This window comes from Anaerobacillus sp. 63XJN7_4_ISO-PGPR-S23-413, assembly GCF_056173725.1.
Genome location: NZ_CM149688.1, coordinates 3349618 through 3370444, shown reverse-complemented (window position 1 = coordinate 3370444; position 20827 = coordinate 3349618). Strand labels below are relative to the sequence as shown.

The following is a 20827-nucleotide window of genomic DNA, read 5'->3' as shown; positions in this document are numbered from 1 at the left end:
GGGATTTTTTTCTCTTAATTAGGAAAAATAGTGAGTGGAATAATGAAAGGATTTTGTTAATAGATGACGAAATTTACTTTTAGGTGCATCTGTATTTGTCCAACTCCTCTCATGTGGTAAACTAACGTTATAATCACTTGAGTGTCTTTAAGGAGGAACAGATTTGCCCATTACATTCTATGCATATCCCAAATGTGGTACATGCCGTAAAGCGAAGAAATGGTTCGAGCAAAACGATATTGAAGTAAATGAAGTACACATTGTCGAAAATCCGCCCTCAAAAGATGAGTTAGCTGTCCTGCTTAATTATAGCGGCTTACCAATTAAGAAATTCTTTAATACGAGTGGGCAGAAATATCGAGAGCTTGGATTAAAAGATAAGGTCGCTACATCGACTCAAGACGGATTGCTTGAAATCCTTGCTTCTGATGGGATGTTAATCAAACGTCCAATCGTAACTGACGGAGAAAAAGTTACTGTTGGGTTTAAAGAGGATGTATTTGAGGAAACATGGAAACGATAAAATAGTTGCTTAATTAATAATAACTATTATACGATAGTTATTGTAAATAATATTGACTACTAACCTTTATTAAGAGGAATTATTTCAGGGAGGAATTACTAATGAACTTACCAAAAGATTTTCGCTACTCAGAAGAACACGAATGGGTGCAAGTACAAGAAGACGGAAACATCCGCATCGGTATTACAGACTTCGCACAATCAGAACTTGGAGATATCGTTTTTGTTGAGCTTCCAGAAGAAGGCGACACGATTGAATCTGACGAGCCGTTCGGTAGCGTGGAATCTGTAAAAACTGTTTCTGAGCTATACGCACCAATCTCAGGCAAAGTTCTTTCTGTCAATGAGGATTTAGAAGACAGCCCTGAATTCGTTAATGATTCACCATACGAAAAAGCATGGATGGTCGTTGTAGAACCTTCTGAGCCTTCTCAAGTAGAAGAACTAATGACAGCTGAAGCATACGAAAAAATGGTAAGCGAAGACGAATAAATCAGTCATTCATTTTATAGCTCTCCATTGCTAGTCGAATTATGAGCGTAAAAGTCCACTCATCATCGTAAACTCTTATAAATGAATGTGTTTCCTAATTTCAGTCATAGAATGAATACATGATGGCTTTACGGAATGACACAATAAAGAGGGGATGATACCAATGATTGAGACACCTCGCCCAATGCAAAGAATCGACGTTACTCGAAAGGTATATGGTAAATTTGATCAACAAGCGATGAACTTGTTTATGGACAAGGAAAGAATTGGCCGTATCTTATTCTCAGATCAAGGAAATCAATATGAGTTTCTTGAAGGATTTGAGATGGAGCAGAACAAAATTTATCATTACGAACAAGTAATCGAGCAAAATGGAAGGTATGTAGAAGACTGCGACCTCGGCTGGTGTTAATAAGAAAAGCGAATACGCTCGTTAAGGCCCGACAAGCACTGGAACCTTATGATTCGAACACGCTCTTTGTGTTCAAATCATAAGGAGAAGTGATCGAGGGACTGAGCGTAGTAGCTGGACAAGAAAAGCGAATACGCTCGTTAAGGCCCGACAAGCACTTCTCTTCTAACGCCAACGACTTTATTACTGCAAAAAAACCGGCCATTTGGCCGGTCTTTTTTATGCTTTGTTTTTGCGAATATATTTAATCGTTGTGATTAGACCATCAGCTGACGGTCTTCCAAATGGGCTTGACTGTAAATATTGCGCCATTAATTTGCCGTTCTCATCGATAAGAAAGATGGCAGGCTCTCCATGCTCACCGTGATCTTCATAAGGGTCGTCTTCTCGATGCATCATAACGCCAAAGGAGTCAATTGCCGCATTCTCTTTGTCACTTAGTACTGGGAACTCGAGGTTATGCTTTTCTTTCATTTTTCTAAGAGATTCTAAGCTATCTTTTGCAATTGCAATTGGATGGACGTCTAACTTTCTAAAAGCACCTAGATGCTCTTGAAGCTCTTCTAATTGCTCATTACATACAGGGCACCATTCTCCTCTGAAAAATACGAGCATATGCCAACGCTTGTCTTCCTTTTGGTGCTGTTCAAATTGAAACAGTTCACCTTCTGTATTAATTAACGAAAAGGATGGTACTTCCTGTCCAAGTTTTAACTTTGCCATTATGACCACTCCAATCTTTAATCTTATTGATTTATTTCCACCAGTTGAGCATGATAAAACATAATTGTGTGGTTTAGTGTGAGTAGGGTAAAGGGAAAATAGGTACTGGAAAAGAAAATGACCTATGGAGGGAATTACTATGGCTTTGTCGAAACAAGAATTACAGCATTTTAAAAAACAATTATTAGATCAAAAGAAAGATCTTTTAGATGGTGGTGCAAGTCACCGAGATGAAAATGCCGCACTATCTGAGGAAACAGGAGAATTAACATCGTACGACAATCATTTTGCTGATATGGCTTCTGAATTGGATCAACGCGAGAAAGATATTACACTAGAAGATGCAGCTAGAGAACGACTAAGCTTAATTAATACAGCACTTGATCGTATTCGAGAAGGTAATTACGGAATATGTGTGGATACTGGTGAAGAAATTGATAAAGAACGTCTTGAAGCCATTCCTTATGCAATACGTACCAAAGAAGCACAAGATCAATTGGAAGAGGCCAAAGACAGCAATAGACCGGATGATGAGGCTACATTTGAAACGTCAGGCAATAGAGTCGATGATCGCCTTCGCACAGTAGATGATCTTCAGAATGAACACGGTAATTCAACATCTGAAACATATTTAGAAGAGGACGATCCTGATCAAGACAATGATTAACAAAGCTGTCATTCATCTGGCTCAATGAGTAGCTGTTGTATCTAACACTTCAAAATGAATAAATTAAATCATATGCCTTGAAACGAAATGCTTCAACTACCATATGCTATAGTAAATGAATTGATACGACAGCTTGAAATGGAGCGTTGTGCCATGACTGATAAAGTAATTATTGTAGAAGGAAAGACAGATAAAGAACAGTTAATGAGAGTGTTAGATGAGCAAGTGGAGATTATCTGCACTTATGGAACGATTAGTTTTGACAGGTTAGAAGAACTTAGTGAAGAGCTTGAGGAGAAGGATGTATATGTTCTTGTAGATGCTGATGATGCCGGTGAGAAATTAAGACGGCAGCTTACACAAGAAATTCCACATGCCGAACATCTCTACATTACAATGCTTCATCGTGAAGTAGCAGAAACACCTCTAAATTATTTAAATAGGATTTTAAGGGCGGCGAAATTTAAAGTAGTGACCGTCCAATAATCAAGAAATGAGCGAAAAGGAAGCTTAACGAAGCTTCCTTTTCGCTCTTACATAGAATGGGGTATTAACATGCAAGACATAACCGATGAATCCATGGTTAGTGAACTTTTACAAAAGGAAGGCACTGTTTTTTTCTTTTACACGCCTTTTTGTCAGACGTGTAAAATTGCAGAGCGAATGTTACAAATTGTTTCGAGCTCTAAAGGGGTTGAATCACATATCTACTCATGTAATTTAAATTATTTTCCTTGGGTAGCGGAAACACTTAAAATACAAAGTGTACCTGCATTAACAGTTATTAGGGAGAAGGGCGGAAATAACACCCTTTTTGCCTTCGAATCAGTCGTAACTGTGGATGCATTTCTTAGTGAACACAAATTCGTTTGATGAAATTTGACCAATTTATCGTTATTTTCTGGTTTTAGAAAATCGCTTCAAGACGGGCTTGAATGAATACGCAATTCGCTGAAAATTAAGCAAGATTAATAATGATAAATTAATATAACAGGAAGTAAAGAAACAGTAACATTGTCATAAAATTGTATTTTCGTTCATGCTGATTGAATGGTATAACTGAATAGAGTCACCTTTCCGATGTTTGATACGAATGGTGACGCATTTTTATTTTAATTACTAATTTAGAATTCTCAAACTAAAAACATCTAAGAATCCAACCCGAGAAGCAATCAATTAGAAATTGACTGCAAGATGAGAGGTGTATAACATGACAACCATTTCAATCAGCACAATGGGAAATTTCGCAAATCATAAAGAAAATAAAAAAGATAATATTACATTAGAAGATAAAATTGATAGTATACAAAACGGAAACCAGTTATTAAGAAACCAGCTATTAGAAGATTACCAACCGTTTATTAAGAAAATCACGTCCAAAGTTTGTAATCGTTATATCAATCATTCGATGGATGAGTTCAGTATCGGACTTTCAGCTTTTAACGAAGCGATGGATCAGTTTCGAAAAGGACAAGGAAGTAGATTTTTAACCTTTGCTGATATGGTGATTAGAAGAAGAGTCATCGACCATATCCGTAAAGAAGCAAGACAAAATAAGTATATTTATCTTGAGCCTGAGGAACTTGATGAGGAAGGCCGACTAGAAGATAGTTTTGCAGAACAGAAAGCTGCACTTGATGTATACGAAATGGACAGACAGCGTGAAGTAAGAATGTATGAAATTGAGGAATACGAACAATTGTTGAAGAAATTTAGCATTACGTTTAAAGTTCTGAGCAAAAACTGTCCTAAACATATTGATGCAAGAGAAAATGCAAAGATGATTGCGCAATTGATTGCTCAAGATGACATTCTTTCAAGTTATTTGCTAGAAAAAAAGCAGCTCCCTATAAAAGATTTGCTAGCGCTCGTTACATGCAGTCGAAAAACGATTGAACGTAATCGAAAGTATATAATAGCAGTGGCGTTAATTCATCTGGGTGGATTTAATGCGCTGAAATCATATATACAGTAGTTGAATTAAGGGGGCCAGGGGATGAAAAATGGGGTCATAATGGACATTCGTGGACGTAAAGCGGTTGTATTAACACCCGATGGGGAGTTTACTACGATCAATTTGAAGCGAAATCATACGTTAACAATCGGCTCTGAAATTAAACTTACACCAAAACCATTAAACAAGAAAAAAGGTTATTTTACCCCCTCTATGCCCACCCTGGCCGGTATGGCAGCAATTTTGTTATTAGTTGTAATCGTGACAGGTGTGATTCCTGTTAGACAAAATGACGCAGTTGCGGCCTATGTAAGCTTTGATATCAATCCAAGTATTGAGGTTGGAGTCAACTCCGACCTTGAAGTTGTTCAATATCAAGCGTGGAATTCGGACGGTGAAGGGTTAAACTTAGATCAAGAGGTAACGAACATGCCTCTAAGCGAATTTGGAGGGCTCCTAGTCTCGAAACTCGACAAAGAGGGGTATCTAACAGAAGATAGAAAACTGCTTATTGTCGCCTCAAATGTGGAGAAGAAAGAGCGTTATCAGGCGATTAAGGATCAGCTTGAGAATACGATTCAAGGAATAGAACAGAATGAAGCATTAGTCAATCAAGCAGTTGCTATTACAACCATACTTGATACTGACTATAGTACTCGAGCAAAAGCTATAGAAAATGGGATAACACCAGGAAAATATATGACTTATCTTGCTGCTGTTGATCGGGGAGCTACGTTATCAATAGAGGATGTACGGAATTTGTCTGTCAAAAACATGGATGAATTAGAGACCGAAAGCATGACCGCAGTGGAATCAAAGTCGAAAGATCGTTCTTTGGAGCTAGAAGATTCTGTCGTCCAGTTGAACGATAAGACGGTACCTAATCAGAATCGAGAAGATAGTGATTTAGTTCTTCAGGAGCCTGAGCAAAGCTCTTCTGATAAGGTTGAAAAGGTGGAGAAAGAACAAAAGGACACGCCTTCAGAACAAGAAACCAGCCCGTCAGATCAAACTGAAGACTCTAAAGATAACAACAAAGTGCAAAAAGATAAAATAGAGAAAAACGAAGACAAATCTAATTCTATAATAGCTAAAGAACAAGACAAAGAAAAAAAGAAAGCTGAAAAAGCAAACGAGAAAATAGAGAAATCTCAGGAAAAATCGGATAAAAAAATAGAAAAAGCTCAAGAAAAAGAGGATAAAAAGGACAAAAAGAAAGACGAAAAGCAGGATAAAGACAAGAAAGACAAGAAAGACAAGAAAGACAAGAAAGACAAGAAAGATAAAAAAGACAAATAACGCAACATGCTATTATTTATTTTATTTTCATTATTTTAAGCCAGAGGGATCCCTCTGGCTTTTTTTAGTGTGCCCGGCATGTGCACACGCTTTAGGGTTCAAGTCCCGAACGGTGAAGGTTGTAGTAACCGTTAGCCAAAGGCAAGGGTGTCCAGGGCGACTTGGAATCTGAAGGAAGCTGGAGGCAAATCTCCGACCTGAGGAACACGAACCTTATAGAAGGCTATCATTCTTGGACGAAATGGCTAAACACATTAAAATCCATACAACCAAAGGGAATGGTAGTAAATAAGGCGGGTATATGGAGAGGAAGTTTGTGCACTTACCCGGGGAGATCTGATGACGAGCCGCACACTTGCGGTAACTGACTTTCAAGAAGCCACTGAGTCATCAGAAGTCAGCCGAGGTCGTAGTACCACCCCAAACTCGAGTTGGGACGGGAAGGACCGAATCATGAAAAGAGAACAGGTTTCTCCGATGTACGCATCATTCGATGACACAGAACATATCAGCTCAACTTATGAGGGAAGAGTGAAGTCTCGGAGGGCATACGGAGCGTGGAGAATCGATGTCACACAAGGAACGAAACCTGTCACGTGGAGGAAGAAAGCATGTTGGAAAAGATACTTCATCGAAACAATTTAAATGGAGCCTATCGACGAGTGGTGCGAAACAAAGGAAGTCACGGGGTCGATCACATTCCCACGTCCGAACTGAAATCCCAGATCTCGGAGTCCTGGAACGACATCGAACCCCAACTCCTGGATGGAACCTATCAACCGTCACCCGTCCGTCGTGTCGAAATCCCGAAACCAAACGGAGGCAAACGGAAGCTAGGAATTCCAACCGCCATGGATCGCTTGATCCAACAAGCTATCAACCTTTATCTTCAACGGATCTACGATCCGTCGTTTTCCAACTCAAGCTTTGGATTCCGACCAGGAAAACGAGCGCACGACGCGGTTCGAAAAGCGCAAGAATATATCAATGACGGATTTCGGTGGGTGGTGGATATCGATTTGGAGAAATTCTTTGATCGCGTTCACCACGACCGACTCATGCGTACATTAAGTTATCGTGTCAAGGACAGTCGTGTCCTTCGAATCATTCGGAGATACCTACAAGCTGGAGTTATGGAGAACGGCTTAACACAGACGAACCAAACAGGAACACCACAAGGTAGTCCTTTAAGTCCCCTTCTCTCAAATATCGTGTTAGATGAATTGGATAAAGAGCTAGAGTCGAGAGGCATTCGGTTCGTCCGATACGCTGACGATTGTCAGATTTACGTAGGCTCAAAAAGGGCAGCCGAGCGCACTCTTAGAAATATCAGCCAGTTCATCGAGAAGACATTAAAACTGAAGGTTAATAAAGAAAAGAGTGCGATTGACCGACCGTGGAAACGAACGTTTCTAGGTTTTAGTTTCACCCCACACCGAAGAGCGAAGATCAGGGTCGCAAAGCAGGCGATTCACCGTGCGAAACAGGAATTCCGACGCCTAACGTCACGAAAGTGGAGTATAGCAATAGAAGAACGAATCAGGAAGCTCAACCGATTCATCGTGGGGTGGCGTAACTATTTTCAGCTCGCTGAGACACCTTCAATCTTCAGAGAATTAATGGCATGGTTGAGAAGAAGATTACGGATGATTCGATGGAAAGAATGGAAAACCCCAAAGACAAGGAGAAAACATCTTCTTTCTTTAGGTGTAAGAAAAGCGAAAGCTTTTGAATGGGCAAACACAAGAAAAGGCTACTGGCGAGTTGCCAGTAGCCCAATCCTCCATCGACCCCTAAATGACGACTATTGGCGCAAGTTAGGATTGAAGTCGTTAGAAGAACGTTAGATTTTCATGAAACCGCCGTATACGGACCCGTACGTACGGTGGTGTGAGAGGTCGGGGGTTAGTCACCCCCTCCTACTCGATTGGTGTGTTTATTTTGATGTCATGATGTCGGGCAATGCCTTTGCGATATCAAGAAATGATGATTTGTCATCGAACACATGTGCGATTTGATGATCTTGATTAAGCAATACAGTTGTTGGGACACCTGTACAACCAAATTTGTCGTAAGTTTCTCGTCCACTGTCTTGTAAAACGAGGAAAGGAAGATTGTTTTTGATCGTGAAATCTTTACCGGCTTCTTCTGACCGTTCACGACCTGTCACGTTAATTGTTAAGAATGCTAATGTATCAGTATCTGCATGCTGGTAGAACTGTTCTTTCATCGGTAAATCTTTCATACAATCGGGGCACCAGGAAGCCCAGAATGTAATCATAACTGGTTTCCCCCTGAAGTCCGTTAAGCTGATGATTTCTCCGCTTTGTACTTCTTCTAACGCAAAGGACGGCGCTTGCACTATCAATCACCTCTTCAAAATTATTCTAAGGCTACTTTATCAAAAATTCGATTCTAATCAAACTTAATACACTGTAGGCTCTGTTTCACGATAATTTGGATTAACTTAGACATTCTTTAAAAAAATGAAAAGAATGATAATTCCGAAAAAGTGTTTGACACTAATGCGCCACCTTGCTAAAATAAACTCAATTAAACAAAAACAAAATATTCTTACTTATCTAGAGAGGCGGAGGGACTGGCCCTATGAAGCCCGGCAACCGTCAAACCAATTGTGGTTTGAAAAGGTGCCAAATCCTGCAGGAGAAATCCTGAAAGATAAGCGGAGCTGATGAATAAATCAAGCCTCTCTGTCTTTCGGAGAGGTTTTTTTATATTGAAGCGACGTTTTCTTATAGCATTGGTTCTAGATTTATGGCTCATTATTATAGCCTTAATGAATAAAGATGGATTGCTCGAAAGGGGTGATAGGGGTTTGGAAAGTGAGACGAGATACGAAGCTCAGAACGTATTGATTGGATCGTTCACACTTGAGTCGGGCGAGACGCTACATGAAGTAGAACTCGCTTATGAACGCGTTGGACCAGAAGACGCTCCCGTTATTCTTGTCTGTCATGCATTAACAGGAAATCAATATACAATTGGTGATTCGGAGCCCGGCTGGTGGAAAGGATTAATAGGAAAGGATGGCTATATCGATACTTCCGAATTTCAAGTTATAACGTTTAACGTTCTTGGAGGATGTAACGGTTCTACAGGACCGCTATCGATTAATCCAGTCACCAGAGAACAGTATAAAGCGGACTTCCCATTTGTTTCAGTGAGAGATATGGTGCACTCACAGAAAAAGGCACTTGAAGTGTTAGGTATCGATCACCTTCATGCTGTGATTGGTGGATCACTTGGAGGAATGCAGGTTCTTGAATGGGGTGCCCTTTACCCAGATGGAATGGAGCATCTGATTCCACTTGCAGTAACTCCAAGCTTAAATACGTATGGAATAGCTTATAACGCGATTTCTAGATTTGCTATTACAAACGATCCTGATTGGAAGGATGGATACTACGATCCTCATCACCAGCCAACATCGGGGCTTGCAACTGCAAGAATGATCGGTATGATTTCTTATCGGACAGATGAAATGTTTCAAAAAAAATTCGGTCGAGCGGCGATCGAAACTTCAGAAGAAAATCATAAAGAAGCACAGTACGAAGTGGAATCTTATTTACACTATCAAGGAAATAAGCTTGTAAGCCGATTTGATGCAAATAGCTATTTGTATTTATTAAGGGCAATGGACACACATGATATTAGTAAAGGGCGAGGTAATCTTATATCCATCATCAAGAACATTAAAGCGAGCATTCTTGCTATTGGATTTAAAGGGGATTTAATCTATCCTCCAGAAGATTTAGAAAAATTGTTTGCTCAAGCTCATTCTTCTCCGTTTTATTTAATCAACACGAAATTTGGTCATGATGGATTTCTCGTTGAGTTTGATAAATGGGGACCGCTTATAAAGGAACAAGTAACATTAACTAAAAATATCGAAGGAGTGAAGTGAAATGGCAGAGAAAAAATATAATTTGGAGACAATTGGAATTCATGGAGGTTTACAAGCTGATCCAGCTACAGGCGCAAGGGCTCTACCGATTTATCAATCGAATGCTTATCGATTTAATAATACTGATCACGCAGCCGATTTATTTGCCTTAAAGGAAGAAGGGTTTATCTATTCGCGCATCGGCAACCCTACAGTCGGTACACTTGAAGAACGTATTGCTCAACTAGAAGGTGGTGTTGGAGCACTAGCTCTTGCAAGTGGTATGGCTGCCATTACAACTGCCATTCTAAATGTAGCCAATAGCGGAGACGAAATTGTATCTGCTTCGACTTTATACGGTGGAACGTATAACCTCTTTTCTGCTACACTTCCGAAATACGGAATAAAGACCAATTTTGTTGATCCTGAAGATCTGGAATCATTTAAATCAGCCATTACTCCAAATACGAAAGCTATTTTTGCAGAAACGATAGGCAACCCGGGTCTACATGTATTAGATATTGAAAAAGTAGCAGATATTGCACATGAAGCTGGAATCCCACTTATTATAGACAATACATTTGCTACTCCGTATCTTTGTAGACCAATTGAGCATGGAGCAGATATCGTCGTTCATTCCGCCACAAAATGGCTTGGCGGAAACGGGTCCACAATGGGAGGGATTATTGTCGATGGTGGTAAATTTGATTGGAATTCACCTAAGTTCCCGGGCTTCACCGAACCCGATCACACGTACCATGGCATAGTATTCGCAGAAGCGCTACCCGAAGCCGCGTATATCGTGAAAGCAAGGGTCCAGCTCCTAAGAGATACAGGTGCTGCGCTTAGTCCATTTAACGCTTTTCAAATTGCCCTAGGTGTAGAAACACTCCATGTTCGTATGAAAGAGCACATTGCAAATACTCGAAAAATCGTTTCTTACTTAAAAGATCATCCGGCAGTTGAGTGGGTGAGCTATCCTGAAGATGAGGATCACGTATCGAATCAATTGGTGCCAAAGTATCTACCTAAAGGCGCTGGAGCTGTCGTCGTATTCGGAATAAAGGGAGGACGCGAAACCGGAGCAGGAATCATTAATTCAGTTGAACTTTGGTCTCATGTAGCGAACGTGGGAGACGCGAAAAGTTTAATTATTCATCCTGCTAGCACGACCCACCAGCAGCTAAGTGCGGAAGAGCTAACAGCTTCCGGTGTGCGAGATGACCTCATTCGTTTATCTGTTGGAATTGAACATATTGATGATTTAATTGCTGACCTGGATCAGGCCATTGCAAAAGCAAAAGTTGAAGCTAACGTATAATTCAGCACTAAAGCTCTCTTCCATTTGAAGAGAGCTTTTTTTAGTTTAGCAGTTTTTTACTTCATTAAGTCTAATGTTGAATGAGAGACTAAGATGGCTAGTCTTCAAAGCTCATCATATATACACATGACAACTGTAAATAAACATACAGAAAGAAAGCTTACCTTTTTGGTGATGCAATGGTCAATTACGAAAGAGGACTAAGCCGTTTGGTCGTTCCTAGTTTAATCTTTTTCTTTTCAATAAGTAAATCGAGTCGTGATTTTTTCTACTATGCTTTTTCATAAAAACGAGAGCTTCGCTATGATGCTACTCATTGAGATAGGTTTGTTGTTTAATTCAGTTTTTATCAAATTGGCTAAAATAATTAGAAAAATCCAGGTATATACTTGAAAGAGTTATAGCTCAGTATAGGAATTCTCACAGAAGATAGCACTGCGTATGGCGTTGGCAGGTGTAAAGTATATAAGATATATTTAAAATTTTTTGGGAATGGTTTAAAGATCAGGAGAGGGCTTGGCCAAGAAAAGGTACAGATGGATCCAGATCTTTCTTTTAAATTTCCTTGTCATAAAACAACTAAAACTGTAAGCGTTTTATTGAATTTATAATTAAAAATTTTTCGTGTGATTAAATCTCACGCATACCAACGTTGTAAGCGTTTCCAAATAGATTGATATATCGAAATTATCAAAAAACTTATATTTTAGGTGTTGACCTTAAGTCCAAACCGGCGTAATATAATCCTCAATTAAACAAAGTATTCAAATAACTCAAACACACAATTAGGACCCCGGATTACGTTGGTCCTATCATTAAACACTAACGCTTTACTGCGTCTACTTAACAAACAGAAAGGAGTGAACAAGGTGAGTGAACAGTGGATCTACCTTAACGGAGAATTTGTGAAGAAAGAAGATGCCAAAGTATCTGTATACGATCATGGTTTTCTCTATGGCGATGGGGTGTTCGAAGGAATTCGCATGTATGACGGAAATGTTTTTCGATTAGAACATCATTTACAACGGCTGTATGATTCAGCTCATTCAATTATGCTTAAAATAACGCACACTATGGAGGAAATGACCGCCATTATTGTGGAAACGCTGAAGAAAAACAACCTTCAGGATGCCTATATCCGCATTGTTGTATCACGCGGAGTTGGGAACCTGGGACTTGATCCTTTCACATGTAAGGAACCTCAAGTGATCGTTATTGCAGAATCACTAGCCTTGTTCCCTAAGCGATTATATGAAACAGGAATTGATATTGTAACGGTAGCAAGTAGAAGAAACCGATCGGATGTCTTAAGTCCGAAGGTTAAATCGCTCAACTATTTAAATAACATTCTTGTAAAAATCGAAGCGAATTTAGCTGGTGTCAGCGAAGCTCTAATGTTAAATGATCAGGGATATGTCGCTGAAGGATCAGCTGATAATATATTCATCGTAAAAGGAAATGTGATCAAAACACCACCTGGATATGTTGGTGCATTAGAAGGAATTACGCGAAATGCCATTATGGAATTAGCAAGACAAAAGGGATATGACATGAGGGAAGAGACTTTCACACGTCATGATGTCTATGTTGCAGATGAAGTGTTCCTAACTGGAACAGCTGCTGAAGTTATTGCGGTCGTAAAAGTAGATGGTCGAGAAATTGGTGAAGCAAAGCCGGGTAAAACGACGAACGAGTTGCTTGGAGCATTTCGAGATATCGTCACTGTCGATGGTGTCAGTGTTTACCCTTCAAAACGAGACGTTCAAGCAGGATAATTCTTACAAAATAAATATCAATAATCGATGACGAGGCAAAAGAAACAGGAATTGGTATTAACCAGAGAGCCGGTAGTGGTGGAAGCCGGTATTACCCCCTGTATCGACATCCCCTCCGAGTGCTGATCTGAATCAAGTAACATAGGATCAGCCAAGTGTTCTAAAAACACTTGTTATCAAAACGAGCAGTTTGCTCATGAGGCGGCATCTTTTTGTCGCAAAGTAGGGTGGTACCGTGAAGTCTTTTCGCCCCTATGGACCGTAAAAAAAGCGGCGTAGGGATGAGAAGGCTTTTTTTTATTAGTAATAAACAGTGAAATACGCAAACCCGTTATCGAACGGAGGCGTGCAACACAATAAAGCATTGGAGGGTATGAATATGCGGGCGAAGGCTAAACCAGAAGCCGAAGCGGTAACAGCGGAAATGACCGGGGCAGACGTATTGATTGACTCTTTAAAAAAAGAAAATGTTGAAGTTCTCTTCGGATATCCGGGAGGAGCAGTTCTTCCGATCTATGATGCACTTTATCGATCGCCAATTAAACACATTCTCTCAAAGCATGAACAAGGTTCCATTCATGCGGCTGAAGGATATGCGAGGGTTAGTGGGAAACCAGGTGTAGTTATTGCAACATCAGGTCCAGGAGCAACAAACCTCGTAACGGGGATTACAGATGCCATGATGGATTCATTACCACTGGTTATCTTCACTGGGCAGGTTGCAAGTACGGTGATTGGTACAGATGCCTTTCAAGAAGCAGACATTATGGGAATTACAGCACCAATTACAAAACATAATTATCAGGTGCGTGACGTTCAGGATCTACCAAGAATTATTAAAGAAGCGTTCCATATTGCAACAACAGGACGTCCCGGTCCAGTTCTAGTTGATATCCCTAAGGATGTGGCGAACAAAACCATTTCACCCGGCTATGATTCTACTATTCATCTACCCGGCTATCAGCCAACTTTCTCGCCAAACATTTTGCAGATCAAGAAGCTCGCGGATGCGGTTGGTGCAGCAAAGAAACCGGTGATTTTAGCTGGAGCTGGTGTTCTCCATGCGAATGCAGGAAAAGAACTCGTCGCTTTTTCTGAGAAGCATCGCATTCCAGTCATCAATACATTACTTGGTTTAGGAAGCTATCCTGGCAATCATCCTCTATTCCTTGGAATGGGAGGAATGCACGGAACGTACACAGCGAATATGGCACTTTATGAATGTGACTTGTTAATTAGCATTGGAGCACGATTTGATGATCGATTAACAGGTAACCTTGACCATTTTGCCATTCATGCAACGGTTGCTCACATCGACGTTGATCCTGCAGAAATTGGGAAAAACGTTCCTACTCAGATTCCAATCGTATCTGATGCAAGAGAGGCATTGAAGAAGCTTCTAGATATTGATTCACCAGTTCCAGATACAGAGGATTGGCGTAAGGTGCTAACTCAAAATAGTGAAGATTTCCCACTTTGGAAGAAAACATCTTCAACGGAATTTCTTCCACAGCGAGTAGTTGAACTCGTGCATGAATACACGAAGGGAGACGCTATTGTTACGACGGACGTTGGTCAACATCAAATGTGGGCGGCTCAGTACTACGCATTTGCAGATGCCAACCGATGGGTAACATCTGGTGGACTTGGCACGATGGGCTTTGGTTTCCCTTCCGCGATTGGAGCACAGCTCGCATTCCCTGAACAAACGGTTGTGGCTCTTACAGGAGACGGGGGATTTCAGATGACATTACAGGAGCTATCGACTCTCCAAGAGTTAAACCTTCCTGTGAAAGTAGTCATCATGAACAATCAGACGCTTGGAATGGTGAGGCAGTGGCAGGAAGCTTTTTATGAAGAACGCTATTCTCAATCCCTTATACCTGTACAGCCAGATTTTGTGAAGCTTGGTGAAGCTTACGGTATCCAATCTTTTAAAGTAACCAATGAAGAAGAAGCAAAAGTTGTTTTTGAAGAAGCCTTTTCTCACCGAGATCCAGTTTTGATCGACTGTAGAGTAGCTGGAAAGGAAAATGTATATCCAATGATTGCGCCTGGTAAAGGGCTTCATCAGATGATTGGGGTGAAACCATGAAACGAATCGTAACTGCAACAGTGATTAACCAAAGTGGTGTTCTAAACCGCATTACGGGGTTGATGACCAAGCGGCAATTTAACATTGAAAGCATAACGGTTGGTCATACCGAGACAGAAGGGGTATCCAAAATGACCTTTGTCGTTAATGTCGACGGTGATGCGAAGATTGAGCAGCTGATCAAACAGCTCAATAAGCAGATTGATGTTTTGAAAGTAACTGATATAACGGATCAAGCTATCGTTGTCCGAGAATTAGCGTTAATTAAGGTTATAAGTAACGCCCAAATTAGAAGTGAGATTTCAGGAATTATTGAGCCGTTTAGGGCTTCTATCATCGATGTCAGTCGAGAGAGCATTACCGTACAAGTAACGGGTAACTCCGACAAAATTGAAGCGATTTTAGACCTTCTCAGGCCATATGGCATTAAGGAAATGGTTCGAACAGGTATAACGGCTTTTCCAAGAGGAAGTCAAAAGTCAGTAACAGATTTGAAACAGTATTCCATTTTAAATTAACTAATAAACCTAAATATGAAGGGATGAATGAAAATGGCAAAAGTATACTATAACGGTGATATCAACGAGGGAATGCTAAAAGCAAAGAAAATCGCAGTAGTTGGTTACGGATCTCAAGGTCATGCGCATGCACTAAATCTTCGCGAGAGTGGTTTTGATGTAACAGTCGGCTTACGTAAAGGGCGTTCATGGAATCAAGCAGAGGAAGATGGTTTTGATGTAAAAACAGTAAAGGAAGCAAGTGATGAAGCAGATGTTATCATGATTCTTCTTCCAGATGAGTATCAGCCTGAAGTGTACAAAGAGGAAATCGAACCAGGTCTTCGTGCTGGAAATGCGCTAGTCTTTGCTCACGGGTTTAACGTTCACTTCAATCAAGTTGTACCCCCATCAGATGTGGATGTTTTCCTTGTTGCTCCAAAAGGACCTGGACACCTTGTAAGAAGAACATTTGAAGATGGTGCAGGGGTTCCAGCACTATTCGGTGTTTATCAGGACGTATCTGGTAACGCAAAAGAGCTTGCACTAGCTTATGCAAAAGGAATCGGCGGTGCTCGTGCTGGGGTACTTGAAACATCCTTCAAAGAAGAAACTGAAACAGATCTTTTTGGTGAACAGGCGGTCCTATGTGGCGGATTATCCTCACTAGTAAAAGCTGGATTTGAAACGCTCACGGAAGCGGGATATCAACCAGAAGTCGCTTACTTCGAATGTTTGCACGAGCTAAAGCTTATTGTTGACTTGATGTATGAAGATGGTATTGCTGGTATGCGTTATTCGATCTCTGACACAGCTCAGTGGGGGGACTTCGTATCTGGACCACGTGTTGTTGATGCTGATACAAAAGCGCGTATGAAAGATATTCTTGAAGATATCCAAACAGGTAAATTTGCGAAGGGCTGGATCCTAGAAAATAAACTAAATCGTCCAGAATTCCACGCGATCAACGAGAAAGAGAAGAATCATCCAATCGAGCAAGTAGGAAAAGAGCTTCGTGCGATGATGCCATTCGTGAAACCAAAATCAAAGAAGGAAGTGGTTGCCAGTGCGAAAGATTAATGTATTCGATACAACGCTTCGTGACGGAGAACAGTCAGCCGGAGTCAATCTGAATGCATTAGAGAAGCTGGAAATCGCGAAGCAGCTTGAGAGACTTGGAGTCGACATTATGGAAGCAGGCTTTCCTGCTGCTTCCAAAGGTGACTTCCAGGGTGTGAAGAACATTGCTGATACTGTAAGGGATGTATCCGTTACTGGTCTTGCGAGAGCGAATATGAAAGACATTGATGCAGCATGGGATGCTTTAAAAGGTGGCGCTGATCCAAGACTTCATGTTTTTCTTGCAACGTCTCCCATTCATATGACTCACAAGCTAAAGAAGACTCCTGATGAAGTAGTTGAAACAGCAGTTGAAGCAGTGAAGTATGCCAAGAAATTTTTCCCGAAAGTGCAGTGGTCAGCAGAAGATGCTTGCCGCTCCGACCGCTCCTTTCTTGCAAAGATTATTAAAGAAGTGATTGATGCAGGAGCATCTGTCATTAACATTCCAGATACAGTTGGATACAGAAGTCCACAGGAATACGGAGAACTGTTCAATTATTTGCGAAACAATGTTCCGAATATTGAGGGCGTTGATCTTTCTGCCCATTGCCATAATGACCTAGGGATGGCGGTAGCGAATTCCCTAGCTGCGATTGAATGTGGCGCGACTCAAATAGAAGGAACGATTAATGGTATTGGAGAACGCGCTGGTAACGCAGCAATTGAGGAAGTTGCCGTTGCGCTTCGAATTCGCAATGATTTCTACCAAGCAGAAACAGGATTGAAACTTGATGAAATTAAACGAACAAGCAACCTTGTCAGCAAGCTTACTGGCATGGCGGTTCCTGGTAATAAAGCAGTTGTTGGGGCGAATGCTTTTGCTCATGAATCAGGCATTCACCAGGATGGAGTATTAAAAGAAAAAACAACCTATGAAATTATTAGTCCACAGCTTATCGGTGTTCAGTCGAATAGTCTTGTTCTTGGAAAACACTCTGGCCGTCACGCCTTTAGAGATAAAGTGAAGGATTTAGGCTTTGAACTTGACGAAGCGAAGATTAATGAGGCATTTGCAGACTTTAAAGATCTTGCTGATAAGAAGAAGCAGGTTACGGAAGATGACCTTTTCGCATTGTTAACTGATATTCAAACAGATGAATTTGTTGATAAATATGAGATTCATAGTATTCAAGTACAGTATGGAACTGCAAACATTCCGACGGCTACTATTTCAATTGAGAAGCCTGATGGAACCATGATTCAACAAGCTGGAACAGGATCGGGTAGTGTAGAAGCGATCTATAACACGCTTGAAGCAATGATTCCTGGCACACTTCAGCTTCAGGACTATCGAATTAATTCCGTCGGTGGTGGAAGAGATGCTCTTGCTGAAGTTCATGTGCGAGTCATGTATAACGGGGTTGAGTCGAATGGTCGCGGCACAGCGCAGGATGTTCTTGAATCTTCCGCTATTGCTTACTTGAATGCAGTGAATCGCGTTCTTGCTCGTGAAAGCTATCAAGTTAATAAAAAAGCGCACGTCTAACAGGGAGGTTAGAAGGATGAAGAGAAAAGTTGCGGTATTACCCGGTGATGGAATTGGTAAAGAAGTAATGGAAGGAACGATGAAAGTTCTAAATGCCGTGGCAGATCGATTTGGCCATACGTTTGAATTTCAACAGGGAAGAATTGGAGGGGCTGCTATTGATGAGGATGGCTCGCCACTACCAGATGAAACACTGCGCATCTGTAGGGAAAGCGATGCTGTTCTACTAGGTGCTGTCGGTGGTCCTAAGTGGGAAACTCTTCCTGGCCATCTTCGTCCTGAACGAGGTCTTCTTGGTATTCGAAAAGAACTAGGCTTGTTTGCGAACCTTCGTCCTGTGACGGCATTTGAAAGTCTATTAGATGCATCTCCACTTAAACCGGATCGGATTAAAGGTGTGGATATGTTAATTGTTCGCGAATTAACGGGTGGTTTGTACTTCGGTACTCCGAGTGAGCGTCGTCAAAATGGGAAAGAAGTTGTTGATACGCTTCGTTACACAAGAGAAGAAATCGAACGTATTGTGGATCAGGGATTTGAAGCTGCAAGTAAGCGAAACAAGAAATTAACAAGCGTAGATAAAGCGAACGTTCTAGAATCAAGCCGAATGTGGAGAGAAATCGTTGAAGAAAAAGCGAAGAATTATCCTGAAGTAGAAGTGGAGCATATGCTTGTCGATGCGGCAGCAATGAAACTGGTTCAAAACCCGGCTCACTTTGATGTTATTGTAACTGAGAATCTATTTGGAGATATTTTGAGCGATGAAGCCTCGATGATCACAGGATCACTTGGAATGTTGCCTTCCGCAAGTCTTCGTAGCGACGGTTTTGGAATGTATGAACCAGTACACGGTTCAGCGCCAGACATCGCAGGGAAAAATCTTGCGAATCCACTGGCGATGATTTTATCAAGTGCAATGATGCTGAAGTATTCATTCGATATGAATGAAGAAGCGGAGTCAATCGAAAAGGCTGTGAAAGAAGTACTTGATGCCGGATATTATACGAATGATCTTGCAAATGGCTCGCCGAAAGCTCTTGGGACAGACGCTATGATCAAGAAAGTGATTTATCAATTAGAAGAAGCGGATGCTACAGCAGGCATCATGGAAGCATACGCTTAATGACAAACAGGTAAGAGGAGGATGGGTGTGGAGCCGAAAACGATTATTGAAAAGATTTGGGATAAACACGTTGTGCATGAAGAAGAAGGTAGCCCGGATCTCCTATATATAGACTTGCATCTTGTTCATGAAGTGACTTCTCCGCAGGCCTTTGAGGGTCTGCGGATGAATAATAGAAGTGTAAGAAGACCAGATTTAACCTTTGCTACTATGGACCACAACGTTCCAACCATTGCACGTCATATTATTAATGACCCTGTATCAAAAGTTCAAATGGAGAAGCTTGAAGAGAACTGTCATGAATTTGGAGTGGAAATCGCCGATATTAATCATCCAGATCAAGGGATTGTTCACGTCATTGGTCCTGAGCTGGGCTTAACGCAGCCAGGAAAAACGATCGTTTGTGGTGACAGTCATACCTCAACACATGGGGCGTTTGGTGCCCTTGCCTTTGGGATTGGAACGAGTGAAGTAGAGCATGTTCTTTCTACTCAAACGCTATGGCAATCAAGACCCAAAACAATTGAAATACGTGTGAACGGACGCCTTGGTTCTGGGGTGACCGCTAAAGATTTAATTCTTGCTGTTATTGCTAAATTTGGTGTTAATGCAGGTACTGGCGCGGTTGTGGAGTACACAGGCGAAGCGATTCGAAATATGACAATGGAAGAACGTATGACTGTTTGTAACATGTCAATTGAAGCTGGCGCAAAAGCAGGGCTTATTAGCCCAGATGAGACTACCTTTTCCTATTTAAAAGGAAAAAGACATGTTCCAGAAGATTTTGATCGAGCTGTTGCTGAGTGGAAAGAGCTCGCATCTGATCCAGGGGCAACGTATGATGAAGTGCTCGAAATTGGAGCTGACGAAATCGAGCCACAAGTAACATGGGGGACGAACCCTTCAATGGGATCTTCTGTTTATGCTCGCGTTCCTTTCCCTGAGGATTATGCAGATCCAGGTGACCAAAAAGCAATTAAGCAAGCACTTGCCTATATGGATCTTAAACCGGGAACGCCTATTCAGAATATAGATATTCAATATGTTTTCATCGGATCGTGTACGAATTCACGATTAAGTGATCTGCGCTCAGCTGCTGATATTGTTCGTGGTCGAAAAGTTCATGAAGGTGTGACAGCTCTCGTAGTACCTGGATCTAAATCAGTGAAGGATGCAGCTGAAGCAGAAGGGTTAGATACGATCTTTAAAGAAGCTGGGTTTGAGTGGCGAGAAGCAGGATGTAGCATGTGTCTTGCGATGAATGATGACATTGTTCCACCAGGCGAGCGCTGCGCGTCTACATCTAACCGTAATTTTGAAGGGCGTCAGGGGAATGGCGCTAGAACACATCTTGTCAGCCCAGCTATGGCTGCAGCTGCTGCCATTGAAGGCCGATTTACAGACGCTAGAAAAATAAAACCTCTTGTAGTGTAAA

The 20827-nt window shown here is 41.2% G+C and carries 21 protein-coding genes and 1 riboswitch; of the genes, 19 read left to right on the top strand and 2 right to left on the bottom strand.

Features of this window, described 5'->3' with window-relative positions; all coding sequences use genetic code 11:
• Positions 1–163: 163 nt before the first annotated feature.
• From AC0VYO_RS17650 to AC0VYO_RS17640, 3 genes are all read left to right on the top strand, one after another.
• The gene (locus AC0VYO_RS17650; protein WP_475367904.1) at positions 164–523 is read left to right on the top strand and encodes an arsenate reductase family protein; all 360 of its coding nucleotides are present in this window, start codon (positions 164–166) and stop codon (positions 521–523) included.
• Positions 524–624: 101 nt separating this feature from the next.
• Positions 625–1014 (top strand): glycine cleavage system protein GcvH, encoded by a 390-nt coding sequence (gcvH, locus tag AC0VYO_RS17645; protein WP_194218962.1) that lies wholly within the window; start codon positions 625–627, stop codon positions 1012–1014.
• Positions 1015–1177: 163 nt separating this feature from the next.
• A complete protein-coding gene (locus AC0VYO_RS17640; RefSeq protein WP_194218963.1) occupies positions 1178–1426 on the top strand; it encodes a YusG family protein in 249 nt (82 codons plus the stop codon).
• A 219-nt stretch (positions 1427–1645) separates the two neighbouring features.
• On the opposite strand, the gene AC0VYO_RS17635 is transcribed toward AC0VYO_RS17640, so the two are convergent.
• Positions 1646–2149 carry a peroxiredoxin family protein gene (locus tag AC0VYO_RS17635; protein ID WP_430241076.1) on the bottom strand — a complete coding sequence of 168 codons (504 nt, stop codon included), beginning with the start codon at positions 2147–2149 and terminating at the stop codon, positions 1646–1648.
• A 139-nt stretch (positions 2150–2288) separates the two neighbouring features.
• Between AC0VYO_RS17635 and AC0VYO_RS17630 the strand changes: the two genes are divergently transcribed.
• From AC0VYO_RS17630 to ltrA, 7 genes are all read left to right on the top strand, one after another.
• A complete protein-coding gene (locus tag AC0VYO_RS17630; protein ID WP_194218965.1) occupies positions 2289–2816 on the top strand; it encodes a TraR/DksA C4-type zinc finger protein in 528 nt (175 codons plus the stop codon).
• 153 nt (positions 2817–2969) lie between these two features.
• Positions 2970–3302: a toprim domain-containing protein gene (locus tag AC0VYO_RS17625; RefSeq protein WP_303535493.1), complete on the top strand. Its 333-nt coding sequence runs from the start codon at positions 2970–2972 to the stop codon at positions 3300–3302.
• Between the two features lie 69 nt (positions 3303–3371).
• The gene (locus AC0VYO_RS17620; protein WP_475365740.1) at positions 3372–3689 is read left to right on the top strand and encodes a thioredoxin family protein; all 318 of its coding nucleotides are present in this window, start codon (positions 3372–3374) and stop codon (positions 3687–3689) included.
• Between the two features lie 337 nt (positions 3690–4026).
• Positions 4027–4791: an RNA polymerase sigma-I factor gene (sigI, locus tag AC0VYO_RS17615; protein ID WP_430241070.1), complete on the top strand. Its 765-nt coding sequence runs from the start codon at positions 4027–4029 to the stop codon at positions 4789–4791.
• Between the two features lie 21 nt (positions 4792–4812).
• Complete coding sequence (locus AC0VYO_RS17610) at positions 4813–6069, top strand: anti-sigma factor domain-containing protein (RefSeq protein WP_475367903.1); 1257 nt, start codon at positions 4813–4815, stop codon at positions 6067–6069.
• 339 nt (positions 6070–6408) lie between these two features.
• Entirely contained in the window at positions 6409–6714 is a 306-nt protein-coding gene (locus AC0VYO_RS17605) for a hypothetical protein (RefSeq protein ID WP_475367902.1), read from the top strand.
• Entirely contained in the window at positions 6681–7916 is a 1236-nt protein-coding gene (gene ltrA / locus AC0VYO_RS17600) for a group II intron reverse transcriptase/maturase (protein WP_475367901.1), read from the top strand. The genes AC0VYO_RS17605 and ltrA overlap by 34 nt, the downstream gene beginning before the upstream one ends.
• An 89-nt stretch (positions 7917–8005) precedes the next feature.
• Here ltrA and AC0VYO_RS17595 read toward each other — a convergent pair whose 3' ends face one another.
• Positions 8006–8431, bottom strand: coding sequence for a TlpA disulfide reductase family protein (locus tag AC0VYO_RS17595; protein ID WP_430246971.1), 426 nt, complete (start codon positions 8429–8431; stop codon positions 8006–8008).
• A gap of 213 nt (positions 8432–8644) precedes the next feature.
• Positions 8645–8755, top strand: a riboswitch (SAM riboswitch).
• A gap of 150 nt (positions 8756–8905) precedes the next feature.
• On the opposite strand from AC0VYO_RS17595, the gene metX reads away from it, so the two are divergent.
• From metX to leuC, 9 genes are all read left to right on the top strand, one after another.
• Positions 8906–9994, top strand: a complete 1089-nt coding sequence (gene metX, locus AC0VYO_RS17590; protein WP_430246972.1) for a homoserine O-acetyltransferase MetX — start codon at positions 8906–8908, stop codon at positions 9992–9994.
• 1 nt (position 9995) lies between these two features.
• On the top strand, positions 9996–11294 hold the full coding sequence (locus tag AC0VYO_RS17585; protein ID WP_430246973.1) for an O-acetylhomoserine aminocarboxypropyltransferase/cysteine synthase family protein: 1299 nt from the start codon (positions 9996–9998) through the stop codon (positions 11292–11294).
• Between the two features lie 869 nt (positions 11295–12163).
• The gene (gene ilvE / locus AC0VYO_RS17580; protein ID WP_430246974.1) at positions 12164–13069 is read left to right on the top strand and encodes a branched-chain-amino-acid transaminase; all 906 of its coding nucleotides are present in this window, start codon (positions 12164–12166) and stop codon (positions 13067–13069) included.
• A gap of 373 nt (positions 13070–13442) precedes the next feature.
• Positions 13443–15164, top strand: a complete 1722-nt coding sequence (gene ilvB, locus AC0VYO_RS17575; protein WP_408962576.1) for an acetolactate synthase large subunit — start codon at positions 13443–13445, stop codon at positions 15162–15164.
• On the top strand, positions 15161–15682 hold the full coding sequence (gene ilvN, locus AC0VYO_RS17570; protein ID WP_194218971.1) for an acetolactate synthase small subunit: 522 nt from the start codon (positions 15161–15163) through the stop codon (positions 15680–15682). Before ilvB ends, ilvN begins: the two co-directional genes overlap by 4 nt.
• A 33-nt stretch (positions 15683–15715) precedes the next feature.
• A complete protein-coding gene (gene ilvC / locus AC0VYO_RS17565) occupies positions 15716–16741 on the top strand; it encodes a ketol-acid reductoisomerase (protein ID WP_430246975.1) in 1026 nt (341 codons plus the stop codon).
• Positions 16728–18269: a 2-isopropylmalate synthase gene (locus AC0VYO_RS17560; protein WP_475367900.1), complete on the top strand. Its 1542-nt coding sequence runs from the start codon at positions 16728–16730 to the stop codon at positions 18267–18269. Before ilvC ends, AC0VYO_RS17560 begins: the two co-directional genes overlap by 14 nt.
• Before the next feature lie 16 nt (positions 18270–18285).
• Complete coding sequence (gene leuB / locus AC0VYO_RS17555; RefSeq protein WP_475365737.1) at positions 18286–19392, top strand: 3-isopropylmalate dehydrogenase; 1107 nt, start codon at positions 18286–18288, stop codon at positions 19390–19392.
• Between the two features lie 27 nt (positions 19393–19419).
• A complete protein-coding gene (gene leuC / locus AC0VYO_RS17550) occupies positions 19420–20826 on the top strand; it encodes a 3-isopropylmalate dehydratase large subunit (RefSeq protein ID WP_475365736.1) in 1407 nt (468 codons plus the stop codon).
• Position 20827: the final 1 nt, after the last annotated feature.